Below are 12,747 nucleotides of genomic sequence, written 5' to 3' on the forward strand. Positions count from 1 at the left end.
AACGCCGCAGGGGTCAGGCCGCTACCGACGCGGGTTCACCCGCCGGCTCCAATGCCAATGCGACGATCTCGGCGACGTCGGTCATCGGCTTGACCGTCAGGGCCTCGAGCACTTCAGCCGGAACGTCGTCCAGATCCGGCTCGTTGCGCTGAGGAATGAAAACCGTTGACAATCCGGCACGCTGGGCGGCCAGCAGCTTCTGCTTCACACCGCCGATCGGCAACACGCGGCCGTTCAGCGTGACCTCGCCGGTCATCCCGACATCGGAGCGCACCTGACGTCCGGTGGCCATCGACACCAATGCGGTCACCATCGTGACCCCGGCCGACGGCCCGTCCTTGGGCACCGCCCCCGCCGGCACGTGCACGTGTATGCGCCGGTCGAGCGTCGTCGGGTCGACACCCAACTCCGCAGCGTGCGAACGCACGTAGGACAAGGCGATCTGCGCCGACTCCTTCATCACGTCGCCCAGTTGCCCGGTCAGCTGCAAACCCGGTTCGCCGTCGGTGCCGCCGGCCTCGATGTAGAGCACGTCGCCGCCGAGTCCGGTGACGGCCAGGCCGGTGGCCACGCCGGGCACCGCCGTGCGTTCGGCCGACTCGGGCGTGAACCGCGGGCGGCCCAGGTAGCCGACCAGGTCGGGCTCGTCGACCGTGACCGGCCCGCTGTCCTCGGCGAGCTTGGTGGCCACCTTGCGCAGCGCCTTGGCCAGCAGCCGCTCGAACTGCCGCACACCCGGCTCACGGGTGTAGTCGGCGGCGATCTTGCGCAGGGCGGCCTCCGTCACCGTGACCTCGTCGTCGCTCAGCGCCGCGCGCTCGCGCTGCCGGGGCAGCAGGTAGTCGCGGGCGATCGCCACCTTGTCGTCCTCGGTGTAGCCGTCGATCTGCACCAGCTCCATGCGGTCCAGCAACGCCGACGGGATGTTCTCGATCACGTTGGCAGTGGCCAGGAACACCACGTCAGACAGGTCCAGGTCCAGATCCAGGTAGTGGTCGCGGAAGGTGTGATTCTGCGCCGGGTCGAGCACCTCCAGCAACGCCGCACCGGGGTCACCCCGGTAGTCGGAGCCGACCTTGTCGACCTCGTCAAGCAGCACGACGGGATTCATCGAACCCGCCTCGCCGATCGCGCGCACGATGCGGCCCGGCAGCGCGCCGACGTAGGTGCGACGGTGCCCGCGGATCTCGGCCTCGTCGCGCACGCCGCCCAGGGCGACACGCACGAACTTACGGCCCAGCGCCCGTGCCACGCTCTCACCCAGCGACGTCTTTCCGACGCCGGGCGGGCCGGCCAGCACCATCACCGCGCCGGAGCCGCGGCCGCCGACGACCTGCAGCCCCCGCTGCGCCCGGCGGGTACGCACGGCCAGGTATTCGACAATGCGGTCCTTGACGTCTTCCAGCCCGTGGTGGTCGGCGTCCAGGATCGCCCGCGCCGCCTTGAGATCCGTCGAGTCTTCGGTGCGCACATTCCAGGGCAGGTCCAGCACGGTGTCCAGCCAGGTCCGGATCCAGCCGCTTTCCGGGCTCTGGTCGCTGGCGCGTTCCAGCTTGCCGACCTCCCGCAGTGCGGCCTCGCGGACCTTGGCGGGTAGGTCGGCCGCTTCGACGCGGGCACGGTAATCGTCTGATCCGTCGGGCTCGCCCTCGCCCAGTTCCTTGCGGATGGCGGCGAGCTGCTGGCGCAGCAGGAACTCCTTTTGCGTCTTCTCCATGCCCTCGCGCACGTCTTCGGCGATCTTGTCATTGACCTCGACTTCCGCGAGGTGCGAGCTGGTCCAGTCGATCAGCACCCGCAGCCGCTCGGCGACATCGGCTGTCTCCAGCAGCTGGCGCTTCTGCACATCGGTCAGGTAGGAGGCGTAGCCCGAGGTGTCCGCCAGCGCCGACGGGTCCGTCAGGCTGTTCACGTAGTCGACGATCTGCCAGGCTTCGCGGCGTTGCAGCATCGCCAGCAACAGCTTCTTGTACTCGGCCGCCAGGGCCCTGATTTCGTCGGTCACCTCCTGGTCGGCAACCTCGGTCACCTCGACCCACAACGCCGCGCCGGGCCCGGATGCGCCCGCGCCGATGTGCGCGCGGCGCTCACCGCGCACGACGGCCGCGGTGCCACCGCCCGCGATACGCCCGACCTGCAGGATCTTCGCGATCACGCCGTGCGAGGGGTAACGGTCGTCCAGTCGCGGCGCTATCAGTAATTGCCGTGCTTCGGTCGCCTGAGCGGCGTCGATAGCGGCGCGCGCGGCGTCGTCCAGCGCGATCGGGACCACCATTCCGGGCAGCACGATGGTGTCGGTCACGAACAGCACCGGCACCGATTTGGCTTCAGCCATCAATCCTCCAAAGTTTGAGTCTGATGCGCTCAACCTTGTCGGCGGCTGGATTGTTCCCGACGGGCTTTCACTGGTGGCGAGCAGACGCAGAATCGCCTAAAACGTGCCCTTACTGCGCGAGGTTGCGTCTGCTCGGCCTACTTCTGGTCAGCCGCGCGCTGACGGGCCCTGAAGGCCTGGACCTTGGCGCGGTTGCCGCAGGTGCTCATTCCGCACCAATGCCTGTTCTTGGCTCGCGAAGAGTCCAGGTAGAGCCGTGTGCATCCCGCATGGGCGCACCGTTTGACGTTATCCATCTCGGCGTCGCCCAGCAGATCGAGCAGATCCGCGACCAGGCTCGCGAGCAGCTGCGCAGCGCTGCCCTCGCGACTGACCGATCCGCTCCGGTGCAGCCGCGGCGTGAGGCGGGGCTGCGCCCCCCACTCGTTGATCAGTGCGACGTCGGCGGGTCTCAAACCGCGCCCGTCGAGGCGGGAGATGACGGTCCGGTAGGTAGCTTCACGCAGCGCGATCGCGGCGGTCAGGTCGTTGTCGGTCACATCGATCGGTGTGTCCAGCAGCCCCGCCTGAACCCCCCAGTCCGACAGACATTCCGGCTGCGTCAGCAGTTCCTCGCGGCCGGAGTCGCGCTGTTTCAGCGTGCCGGCGAAGTCCAGACACCGGCGGCCGCTCACGTAGACGAACATCACAAGTAACCACCTTGACAGGTTTCACCAGCTACTGCAACCTTGTAACCGTATGAGACGGTTACATAGGATGGCTACGGCATTGGCTCTGACGCAAGGCGCTCCAAGAATCCGCCAAGGATCCTTTGAGAATCCGTCAAGCGCTCGCGTGGATGCTGGGCCGACGCTTGAAACAGCTGGGGCACCAGCGATCTCGCAAACTCGTCGCACTGGGCATCTGGAAGCAGTGTGAACGACACGGGCTTCGCGGACGTCTTACCGAGTAACCAACCCTCGTACTTCAGTAGCGAGAGGCGAGAGGAGCCAATCGAAATGGATCTCAGCCGCATCACCCACCCGCTGAGGTTGGCCAAAGGATCTCACCAGCCAGGGTCGGGCAAAGGCTGCGCGATGAATGTGATCTCCTACATCAACGGCGATGCCCATGTCACGGACTTTCCGGCGTGTTCGGCCCACCCGTTGAGCGTTCTCGTCCAGGCCTGCAACGACCTGCTGGCCGGGCCCGATGGTTATCTGTCGCCAGAAAACGCCGTGCTGGCTCTCGAACTCGCGTGGCAGACGGTGGGAACCGCCGATGTCGCCGACGCCGTCGCGCACGCCTGGTTGGCCGAAATGCTGACCAACCCGGCCTGGGGAGTAGTCAAGTTCGCCAGAATCACCGCAGTGAAAGCGATCTTCGACGTCGCCGAGTTGCACCGCGCCGCAGCGTCGGGGGATATTCCTTCAATCGCCGCCTGGGACGCCGCCGATCGCGCCTCCCGCGCGGTCAACACGGATCCGATCACCGCCGGCGGGTATGCCCTGCGGGCCGCATCTGAGTCGACCACTGCCGCGGGAGCCGTTTGGTTGACGGCGGATCAGGTGGCGCTCTACGCCATGAACGCCTACGCGCTAGCAGCCGAAGGCACTACTGCCAGCCGGATAGTGGAGTTCACCCGCCACGCCATCCGCTCGTGGCGCGAGCTGGCCGGCCTGGACAGCGCCGGCGCGGACACCCCGTCACGGCCGGAGCGCGAACTGCAACTCGTGGCGTGAGGTGTGCTCGCCTAAGTCAGCGGGGTACCAGCCGGCGCAGCTGCGTCACGTGTTTGGGCGAAAGCTCCTCGAGGCCGGTGGCCCCGAGCAACGCCATCGTCCGGGTGACGCCGCTTTGCAGGATCTCGATCGCACGCCGCACGCCGGCCTCCCCGCCGGCCATCAGTCCGTAGAGGTAGGCCCGTCCCACCAGCGTGCACCGCGCTCCAAGCGCGACCGCAGCAACGATGTCCGCACCCGACATGATGCCGGTATCCAGCAAAACCTCGGTGTCCTTGCCCAATTCGCGCGCAACCGTCGGCAACAGATGGAAGGGCACCGGCGCCCGGTCGAGTTGACGGCCGCCATGATTGGACAACACGATGCCGTCGACGCCGCGCTCGACGACGGCACGGGCGTCGTCGAGCGTCTGAATCCCTTTCACCACGAGCTTTCCGGGCCACTGGTCTTTGATCCAGGCCAGGTCGTCGAAGGTGACGCTGGCGTCGAACATGGTGTTGAGGTATTCGCCGACGGTTCCTGACCAGCGGTCCAGCGAGGCGAAGGCCAGCGGCTCGGTGGTGAACAGGTCGAACCACCACTGCGGGTGCGGCAGCGTGTCGAGAACGGTGCGCAGTGTCAACGCCGGCGGGATCGACATCCCGTTGCGGACGTCGCGCCAGCGTGCACCGGCAACCGGAACGTCGACGGTGACCAGCATGGTGTCGAAGCCCGCGTCGGCGGCGCGCTTGACCAACGCCATCGAGCGGTCGCGGTCACGCCACATGTAGAGCTGAAACCATTTGCGGCCCCGCGGAACCGCGGTCACCACATCTTCGATCGCGCAGGTGGCCAGGGTGGACATCGCGAATGGGATCCCGGCCGCCGCTGCCGCGCTGGCGCCGGCGATCTCACCTTCGGTGTGCATCAACCGGGTGAAGCCGGTTGGCGCGATGCCGAACGGCCACCCGACCGGCTGTCCCAGGACGTGCCACCCGGTGCACACGTTGGTGACGTCCCGCAGGATGGTCGGGTGAAACTCGATGTCCCGGAAGGCTTGTCGGGCACGTTGCAGCGACAGCTCGTCTTCGGCGGCGCCGTCGGTGTAGTCGAATGCCGCTCTGGGGGTGCGCCGTTTGGCGATGCGGCGCAGATCCTCGATGGTCAGTGCGGCGTCGAGGCGGCGCTTGGTGCCGTTGAACTCGGGTCGTTTGAACTGGATGAGCGGCGCCAGATCATTGATCCGGGGCACTCGTCGTTTGACCGCCATGTGTGCAACCGTAATCACTATGGGAACGGCAACCGACCGCTTCGATTTGAAGCGCTTCGTCGAGGCGCAGGATCGCGTCTACCCCAGCGTCCTCGACGAGCTTCGTAGCGGACGAAAACGCAGCCACTGGATGTGGTTCATCTTTCCGCAGCTGCGCGGGCTCGGCAGCAGCCCGATGGCGGCGCGCTTCGGCATCTCCTCAGTGGAGGAAGCCCGGGAATACCTGCGCCATGAACTGCTCGGGCCGCGCCTGCTCGAGTGCACGCAGCTGGTCAACCGGGTACAAGGCCGCTCTGTCAGCGAAATCTTCGGCACGCCCGACGACCTCAAGCTGTGCTCGTCGATGACCCTGTTCGTTCACGCGACCGACGACAACCAGGCCTTCGCCGAACTGCTCGACAAGTACTACGGCGGCGAGCAGGACCCGCTGACCCTGAAACGGCTGGGCATCAGCTAGGCCGCAGGATCCGCCAACCGTGCGGCTCAACGGCCACCGCGTCGACAACCTCTTGCGGCGGGGCGGCTGATCCGGCGAGGACCTCTGCGTGCGCGACACCCAGCTCGTTCAGCACCAGGCGCATCGGCTCGTCATCGATGTTCAGCGCAACCAGCAGCGCGTCCTGGCCGCCGCTTGCCCGGTAAACGTAATGCCGGTTGTCCAGCCGCAAAGCGGTGGTCGAAGCATTATGCAGCCACGGATGCCGGCGGCGCAGCCCGACGAGATACTGGTGCAATGCCCAAACTTTGGCGCCGTCTTCGTCCAATGGCATTGGGGGAGAACCGAATTCCGGGCGAACCGCGTCGTCTCCGCCATACCGCTCTTCCTTGACGCCCAGCAGACCGAGCTCATCGCCGGCGTACACGCTGGGCACACCGCCGACGGTCAGCAGGATGACCAGCGCATGGGCCAGATGCTCGGGACGCTCCAGGCGGCTGGCGATCCGCGTGACATCGTGATTGCCGATGAATGTCAGCGGTGCGAACGTGGCCAGAAACTCATTGTGCCGCTGCAGCGCCCAGTCCAGCTCGAAAAAGTTCCCGTCGTTGAGGCCGCTCCAAATCGCCTTCCACAGCTCGTATTGGGTGGCCGAGTCGAACCCGGCGCCTTCGACCGCCGCGGCGTAGTCGCCGTGGATGAGCTCGCCGACGAACCAGGCATCGGGATGCCGTTCGCGTACCCGCGGCAGGACGGCTGCCCAAAACGATTGCGGCACAGCGTAAGCCGCATCCAATCGCCAGCCGTCGGCGCCACGGTCGAGCCAGTGCGACATCGCGTCCACGGTGTAGTCGACAACCTCGGCGTTGTCGTGGTTGAGGGTGACGAGCTCGGAGTGGCCTTCGAAGGTATGAAAACGACCCGGACGCCCGCGAAACCAGCGTGCCGCTGCGGCACTGTGCGACGCCTCACGGTAGCGCGGGAAGTCCTGGCCGACGTGGTTGAACACGCCGTCGAGCAGGACCCGCAGACCGCGACGGCGAGCCTCCTCGATGAGGTGGTCGAAGTCGGCGTCGTCGCCGAGCCGGGGATCGATGCGGTAGTGGTCGGTGGTGTCGTAGCCGTGGGTACGGGAAGCGAAGATCGGCCCCAACGCAATCCCCGACGCGCCCAATTCGATCGCGTGGTCGAACCAGCCCGCCAGCCGCCGCAGCCGATGTTCCTCCGGGACGGGCGGCTCAACCGCGGGAAACGCGCCGACGAAACCCAGGGGATAGACCTGCCACCAGATCACGTGCTCGGTCCACGTTGTGCTCAACCGTCGTCCCCTCCACGCCGCGAATGTAGGTTCGGCCCTATGGAGAAGGTAATCGCCGTGCTCAGGCGAGCCGACCCGGACGACGACTGGTGCGCCCGCCAACGGGGTCCGGTCGCCGACGAGCTGTTGAGCCTGGGCGTTCGCGGGCTGTCCGTGAATGTCCGCGACGGCGCGGTGCGCCACTCGCTGATGACGCTGACGACGTTGGACCCCCCGGTGGCCGCGCTGGTCAGCCTGTGGACCCAGCAGTGCTACGGCGACCAGGTGCGGGCGGCGCTGGCCCTGTTGGCCGCCGAATGCGAAACCCTCAGCGCCTACCTGGTGACCGAGTCCGTCCCGATGCCTGTCCCTCAAGCTGAAACCGGCTCGCGCACACCGGGTTTAGCCAACGTCGCGCTGCTGCGCCGGCCCGCCGGAATGGCCCCGGATACCTGGCTGGCCCGCTGGCAGGGCGACCACACGTCCGTGGCGATCGAGACGCAGTCGATCTTCGGCTACACCCAGAACTGGGTGGTGCGAGCACTTACGCCAGAGGCACCGGGAATCGCCGGCATCGTCGAAGAGTTGTTTCCCGAAGAAGCGATCACCGACCTGAAGGCGTTCTTCGGCGCAGCCGATGACGACGACCTGCAGCACCGGCTGGGCCGGATGATCGCCAGCACAACTGCATTCGGCGCCAACGAGAACATCGACACGGTGCCCACCAGCCGCTACGTGTTCAAGACACCATTCGAAAGCTGAGGTCAGCACATGACAACACTCGACGACGCGGTTTCGTTGGCGGCCGGAGAGAGCGGTTTGGCGGTGGTGTCCACGGTTCGGGCCGACGGGACGGTGCAGGCGTCGCTGGTCAACGTCGGCCTGCTGGCGCACCCGCGCAGCGGTCAGCCGGCGCTGGGCTTCACCACGTACGGCAAGGTCAAGCTCGCCAATCTACGCGCGCGGCCTCGGCTCGCCGTCACCTTCCGCAACGGTTGGCAGTGGGCGACCGTCGAGGGCCGCGCGGAGCTGGTCGGCCCGGACGATCCGCAACCGTGGCTGGCCGAGCCCGATCAGTTGCGGCTGCTGCTTCGCGAGGTGTTCACCGCCGCCGGCGGCACCCACGATGACTGGCCGGAGTACGACCGGGTGATGGCCCAGGAGCGGCGTGCCGTTGTGCTGATCGAGCCGACCCGCGTGTACAGCAACGGCTGAGCCCGCCGGGCAGACGGTAGGTTGGCAACTCGTGATGCTGCAGATCGACGACCAAAACCGGGTACGCACCCTCACACTGAACCGGCCCGAGGCCCTCAACGCCTTCAACGAAGCCCTTTACGACGCCACCACGCAGGCGTTGCTGGATGCGGCCGAAGACGCGGAGGTCGCGGTGGTGCTGCTGACCGGTACCGGCCGCGGCTTCTCCGCCGGGACCGACCTCGCCGAGATGCAGGCCCGCATCACCGATCCCGACTTCACCCCCGGCAGATACGGCTTCCCCGGTCTGATCGAAGCGCTCAGCAACTTCCCCAAGCCGTTGATCTGCGGGGTCAACGGCGTGGGAGTGGGGATCGGCGCCACTATCCTCGGCTACGCCGACCTGGCGTTCATGTCGTCGACGGCGCGGCTGAAATGCCCGTTCACCAGCCTCGGTGTAGCCCCGGAGGCGGCGTCGTCGTATCTACTGCCGCAGCTGGTGGGCCGGCAGAACGCCGCATGGTTGTTGATGTCCTCGGAATGGGTCGACGCGCACGAGGCGTTGCGGATGGGCCTGGTATGGCGGGTCTGCGAGCCCGACGAGCTGCTGCCCGAAGCCCGTCGGCATGCCGAAGTGCTTGCCGCCCGGCCGATTTCGAGCCTGATGGCGGTCAAGCACACGATCGTGGAACCCGTTCGCCCGGAGATCCTGGCAGCGACCGCGCGGGAAAACGCTCACTTCGCCGAGCTGATGGGCGCCCAGGCCAACGCCGCCGCTCTGGCGGATTTCAACAAGGGCCGCTACGCGTCGAACGTGGGGGATACGCACGCGTTTTGAGTGTTTTTCGTCCCTAGGGCCCACGTTCGGCAAGTGAAGTTAGAGACGAACTAGCCCGCCCGCTCCAGCTGGGCCGCGGCGGCGATGATCGCCCGCAGCGTGCGACGGCAGCGCCCGCAGTCCGCGCCCGCACCGCAGGCGGCGGCAACCTCTTTCGATGTCGACGCACCCCGCGCCACGCAGTCGGACACCGTCTGATTGGTGGCCCCGACACACAGGCACACGTACATCGAATCCCCTAGGCGAAACTGCCGATTGGAACAGGCCGCATATTAGTGAAGTCTATCCTAAGTAGGTTAGCGGAGTCTAACCTAAGTAACGACACGTGACCGAATCGTCGCCTTCGCATGACGCGCCGAAGGCGGGTGATTGCGTGCGCCGACGCAGTCCCGCTGGACTAGATTGAGATCGGCACGCCGGTTAGCCACAGGCCGGCGAGATGGCGCTCCAGCCCAGCCCATCTGCCGCGGTTCGACATCGACAGCCCTCACAGCCTAGGAGTGGTCATGCAAGGTGATCCGGATGTTTTGCGCCTGCTGAACGAACAACTGACCAGCGAGCTCACCGCTATCAACCAATATTTCCTGCACTCGAAGATGCAGGACAACTGGGGTTTCACCGAGTTGGCGGAGCACACCCGCGCCGAATCCTTCGACGAGATGCGGCACGCGGAGGCGATCACCGACCGCATCCTGTTGCTGGACGGCCTGCCGAACTACCAGCGGATCGGGTCGCTGCGGGTCGGCCAGACATTGCGCGAGCAGTTCGAGGCAGACCTGGCCATCGAATACGACGTGTTGAACCGGCTCAAGCCCGGGATCATCATGTGCCGCGAGAAGCAGGACAGCACCAGTGCCACATTGCTGGAGAAGATCGTCGCCGACGAAGAGGTCCACGTCGACTATCTGGAGACACAGCTGGAGTTGATGGACAAGCTGGGCGAGGAGCTCTACTCGGCCCAGTGCGTCTCCCGGCCGCCGAGCTGAGCCGCGCCCGTCCAGATGGGCGGTTGCTGGGTACCCGTTAGCATCGAACGCCGACGGGAAGGCAGGGATGACGGCCCCGAGAGCAGCAGCGGTCGCCGAGACGCAGGCCGCGGATTCCGCCCCCAGCAGCGCGCTGATCACCCCCCGGCGGCGCAACTTCATCTTCTTGGCGATCGTGCTGGGCATGCTGCTGGCGGCGCTGGATCAGACCATCGTCGCCACCGCGCTGCCCACCATCGTCGCCGATCTGGGCGACGCCGGACATCAATCCTGGGTGGTGACCAGCTACCTGCTGGCCTCGACGGTTGTCACCGCGCTGGTCGGAAAACTCGGCGACCTGTTCGGCCGTAAGCGGGTATTCCAGGCCGCCGTGGTGTGCTTCATGGCCGGGTCGGTGCTGTGCGGGCTGGCGCAGTCGATGACCATGCTGGTCGGGTCTAGGGCGTTGCAGGGCATCGGCGGCGGCGCGATCACCGTGACCGCCAGCGCGTTGATCGGTGAGGTGGTCCCGCTTCGGGAGCGCGGCCGCTACCAGGGCATATTGGGCGCGGTTTTCGGTGTGACAACGGTGATCGGGCCGCTGCTGGGCGGTTACTTCACCGACTATCTGACCTGGCGGTGGGCGTTCTGGATCAATGTGCCGCTCTCGGTGGTGGTCATCATGGTGGCGGCCGCCGCTATTCCCGAGCTGGCAGCGGCCTCCAAACCGTTGATCGACTACGCGGGCATCGTGTTCATCGGGCTGGGCGCCACGGGCCTGACGCTGGCGACCAGCTGGGGCGGCACCCGCTACCCGTGGGGGTCGACGACGATCATCGGCCTCTTCGCCGGGGCCGTGGCGGCCCTGTGCGTCTTCGGGTGGCTGGAAAACCGGGTCCCCGAGCCGATCCTGCCGATCCGGCTGTTCGGCAGCCCGGTGTTCACGGTCTGCTGTGTGCTGGCCTTCGTGGTCGGCTTCGCGATGCTTGGGGCACTGACCTTTCTGCCGACCTATATGCAGTACGTGAACGGGGTTTCGGCCACCACCTCGGGGCTGCGCACACTGCCGATGGTGGTCGGCATGCTGATCACCTCGACCGGCAGCGGCACCCTGGTCGGCCGGACCGGGCGCTACAAGATCTTCCCGGTGGCCGGCACCGCGCTGATGGCCGTCGCGTTCCTGCTGATGTCGCGGATGGAGGCCTCGACGCCGGCTTTGGTGCAATCGCTTTACCTGCTCGTCCTCGGCGCCGGTATCGGGCTGTCCATGCAGGTGCTGGTCCTCATCGTGCAGAACACGTCGAATTTCGAGGACCTCGGCGTGGCCACGTCGGGTGTGACGTTCTTCCGTACCATCGGGAGCTCGTTCGGCGCAGCGATATTCGGCACCCTGTTCGTGAACTTTCTCAATCACCGGATGTCCGGGGCGCTCGCGGCCAGCGGCGCACCCGCCGCTGCGGTCAGTTCCCCGGCGGCCCTGCACCGGCAGCCGCACAGCGTGGCCGCGCCGATCGTGGCGGCCTACTCCGAATCGCTCACCCAGGTATTCCTGTGCGCGGCCCCAGTCGCCGCCGTCGGCTTTGTGCTGGCGCTGTTCCTGCGCGAGGTGCCGCTGCGCGACATTCACAACAGCGCAGTCGATCTGGGTGACGGCTTCGGCATGCCCAACCCCGAGACGCCCGAACGGATGCTGGAGAACGCGATCGCCCGGATGTTGCGCGGCGAGCCCGGGGTGCGGCTGCGCAGTATCGCCCTGCGCCCGGACTGCCGGCTCGACGTAGCCGGATTGTGGGGCGTTTTGCGCTGCTACCGCTTCGGGGAGATCTATGGGACCGCGCGGCTCACCGACATCGCCGAACATCAGCGGCTTCCCTTCGAGGTGCTGGAACCCACCTTCGCGCGCCTGGCCGCCGGCGGATACCTGCGACGCGACGGCGACGAGATGTGGCTGACCGGCGCCGGACGCCAGCAGGTCGACTACGTGTACTCGCTGCTGCTGGCGTGGATCGTCGACAAGCTGTCCCGGTCGCCCGGCTTCCAAGGCCGCCCCGATCGGCGCAAGGTCGAAGCCGCGCTGCAGCGCATCGCGCATCGTGTTCTGGCCCAACGTGATTGGCACGACGACGCGCCGACGGTGGCACTGCCCGGCAGCAGGCGCCGGCGCTCAGACGCCTCGGGCGTACCATCACGCCATGAGCCGAATCGGACAATTCGCTGACGACGACGTCTACAGCTGGGCCACCAAATCACCCGACCTCGGCGGCGCCATCGCCAACTTCAGTCAGGCCGTCTACACCAAGAACCGGCTGCCGTTGCGTACCCGCGAGCTCGCCCGGGCGGTGATAGCCCACGACAACGAATGTGTCGTCTGCCTCAATACCCGCGACGCCGACGGGCCGGCCGCCGGGGTGGACGAGGAGCTCTACGAGCACGCCACCGAGTGGCGCACCTGGCCGGGCTATAGCGAACAGGAGCGGCTGGCCGCCGAATTCGCCCACCGCTTCGCCACCGAACACACCAAACTGCGCGACGACGAAGACTTCTGGGACCGGGCCGGCCAGCATTTCTCCGAAGAACTGCTCGCCGACCTCGCCATGTCCTGCGCGCTGTGGGTGGGCATGGGGCGGATGCTGCGGACCCTGGACATCGGCCAGGCCTGCAAGCTGACCTTGCCCAGCCGCGCCTAGCGAGCGCGGCTGTCTTGGCCCGCCC

General features: G+C 66.8%; 13 protein-coding genes. 8 read left to right on the forward strand and 5 right to left on the reverse strand.

What is annotated here, in order from left to right; genetic code table 11:
- Positions 1-13: 13 nt before the first annotated feature.
- Together lon and A9W99_RS20255 are read right to left on the reverse strand one after the other, a co-directional pair.
- Positions 14-2,335: an endopeptidase La gene (gene lon, locus A9W99_RS20250; RefSeq protein ID WP_067382296.1), complete on the reverse strand. Its 2,322-nt coding sequence runs from the start codon at positions 2,333-2,335 to the stop codon at positions 14-16.
- A gap of 137 nt (positions 2,336-2,472) precedes the next feature.
- Positions 2,473-3,021 (reverse strand): ABATE domain-containing protein, encoded by a 549-nt coding sequence (locus A9W99_RS20255; RefSeq protein ID WP_067382442.1) that lies wholly within the window; start codon positions 3,019-3,021, stop codon positions 2,473-2,475.
- 312 nt (positions 3,022-3,333) lie between these two features.
- Here A9W99_RS20255 and A9W99_RS20260 point away from each other — a divergent pair, with 312 nt between their 5' ends.
- Positions 3,334-4,056 (forward strand): hypothetical protein, encoded by a 723-nt coding sequence (locus tag A9W99_RS20260; protein WP_216639746.1) that lies wholly within the window; start codon positions 3,334-3,336, stop codon positions 4,054-4,056.
- Positions 4,057-4,072: 16 nt separating this feature from the next.
- Here A9W99_RS20260 and A9W99_RS20265 read toward each other — a convergent pair whose 3' ends face one another.
- Entirely contained in the window at positions 4,073-5,305 is a 1,233-nt protein-coding gene (locus A9W99_RS20265) for an alpha-hydroxy acid oxidase (RefSeq protein WP_067382448.1), read from the reverse strand.
- 19 nt (positions 5,306-5,324) lie between these two features.
- Between A9W99_RS20265 and A9W99_RS20270 the strand changes: the two genes are divergently transcribed.
- Positions 5,325-5,762, forward strand: a complete 438-nt coding sequence (locus A9W99_RS20270) for a DUF1810 domain-containing protein (protein ID WP_067382299.1) — start codon at positions 5,325-5,327, stop codon at positions 5,760-5,762.
- On the opposite strand, the gene A9W99_RS20275 is transcribed toward A9W99_RS20270, so the two are convergent.
- On the reverse strand, positions 5,755-7,059 hold the full coding sequence (locus A9W99_RS20275) for an alpha-amylase family protein (RefSeq protein WP_067382302.1): 1,305 nt from the start codon (positions 7,057-7,059) through the stop codon (positions 5,755-5,757). The genes A9W99_RS20270 and A9W99_RS20275 overlap by 8 nt on opposite strands.
- A gap of 39 nt (positions 7,060-7,098) precedes the next feature.
- On the opposite strand from A9W99_RS20275, the gene A9W99_RS20280 reads away from it, so the two are divergent.
- Genes A9W99_RS20280 through A9W99_RS20290 form a run of 3 tightly spaced genes read left to right on the forward strand, consistent with a single transcriptional unit; the run spans position 7,099 to position 9,070 of the window.
- Positions 7,099-7,800, forward strand: coding sequence for an EthD domain-containing protein (locus A9W99_RS20280; RefSeq protein WP_067382305.1), 702 nt, complete (start codon positions 7,099-7,101; stop codon positions 7,798-7,800).
- 9 nt (positions 7,801-7,809) lie between these two features.
- On the forward strand, positions 7,810-8,253 hold the full coding sequence (locus tag A9W99_RS20285) for a PPOX class F420-dependent oxidoreductase (protein ID WP_067382308.1): 444 nt from the start codon (positions 7,810-7,812) through the stop codon (positions 8,251-8,253).
- A gap of 31 nt (positions 8,254-8,284) precedes the next feature.
- Positions 8,285-9,070 carry an enoyl-CoA hydratase/isomerase family protein gene (locus A9W99_RS20290; protein WP_067382310.1) on the forward strand — a complete coding sequence of 262 codons (786 nt, stop codon included), beginning with the start codon at positions 8,285-8,287 and terminating at the stop codon, positions 9,068-9,070.
- A gap of 50 nt (positions 9,071-9,120) precedes the next feature.
- Here the strand turns inward: A9W99_RS20290 and A9W99_RS20295 are convergent, their stop codons facing one another.
- On the reverse strand, positions 9,121-9,300 hold the full coding sequence (locus A9W99_RS20295) for a bacterioferritin-associated ferredoxin (protein WP_067241322.1): 180 nt from the start codon (positions 9,298-9,300) through the stop codon (positions 9,121-9,123).
- A gap of 276 nt (positions 9,301-9,576) precedes the next feature.
- Between A9W99_RS20295 and bfrA the strand changes: the two genes are divergently transcribed.
- The 3 genes from bfrA (at position 9,577) to A9W99_RS20310 (ending at position 12,722) form a co-directional block, all read left to right on the forward strand.
- The gene (gene bfrA / locus A9W99_RS20300) at positions 9,577-10,056 is read left to right on the forward strand and encodes a bacterioferritin BfrA (protein WP_067382450.1); all 480 of its coding nucleotides are present in this window, start codon (positions 9,577-9,579) and stop codon (positions 10,054-10,056) included.
- A 67-nt stretch (positions 10,057-10,123) separates the two neighbouring features.
- Positions 10,124-12,253, forward strand: coding sequence for an MDR family MFS transporter (locus A9W99_RS20305; RefSeq protein ID WP_067382312.1), 2,130 nt, complete (start codon positions 10,124-10,126; stop codon positions 12,251-12,253).
- Positions 12,228-12,722: a carboxymuconolactone decarboxylase family protein gene (locus tag A9W99_RS20310; RefSeq protein WP_067382314.1), complete on the forward strand. Its 495-nt coding sequence runs from the start codon at positions 12,228-12,230 to the stop codon at positions 12,720-12,722. Before A9W99_RS20305 ends, A9W99_RS20310 begins: the two co-directional genes overlap by 26 nt.
- The last annotated feature ends 25 nt before the right edge of the window (positions 12,723-12,747 follow it).

Origin of the sequence: Mycobacterium sp. 1164966.3 (assembly GCF_001665395.1) — a bacterium.
Taxonomy (GTDB): Bacteria; Actinomycetota; Actinomycetes; order Mycobacteriales; family Mycobacteriaceae; genus Mycobacterium.